We start from the raw sequence: 231 nt of genomic DNA, 5'->3' as shown, positions 1-231 counted from the left end.
GGAAACGGCCGGCTTGGTACTCGGAGGCGCAGCGTTCTATTGGAACGATCAGTTCGAAAGGAACGAATTTGGCGGCTTGGTTTACGAAACGGTTATCGATGGCGGCGAAGAGTTAAGCGTTCCAAAATTAAACCCCGACTATGATCCGACTCTTGAATACGTGCCGCGCGACTCTCGGGACGAATGGCATGTCATAGGCCTGATCGGTCAAGTCTTTGTCAGAATTGACGA

The 231-nt window shown here is 51.5% G+C and carries 1 protein-coding gene; it reads left to right on the top strand.

The genetic code is table 11. The features are described 5' to 3' along the window. The coding region (locus tag SB751_RS35805) for a peptidase G2 autoproteolytic cleavage domain-containing protein (RefSeq protein ID WP_410749707.1) at window positions 1-231 on the top strand (231 nt) is incomplete at both ends.

This window comes from Cupriavidus sp. SIMBA_020, from assembly GCF_046535395.1.
In the GTDB taxonomy this organism is placed as follows: domain Bacteria; phylum Pseudomonadota; class Gammaproteobacteria; order Burkholderiales; family Burkholderiaceae; genus Cupriavidus; species Cupriavidus campinensis.
Note: the sequence above shows the minus strand (reverse complement) of the source record. Positions and strands in the feature narration are given on the sequence as shown.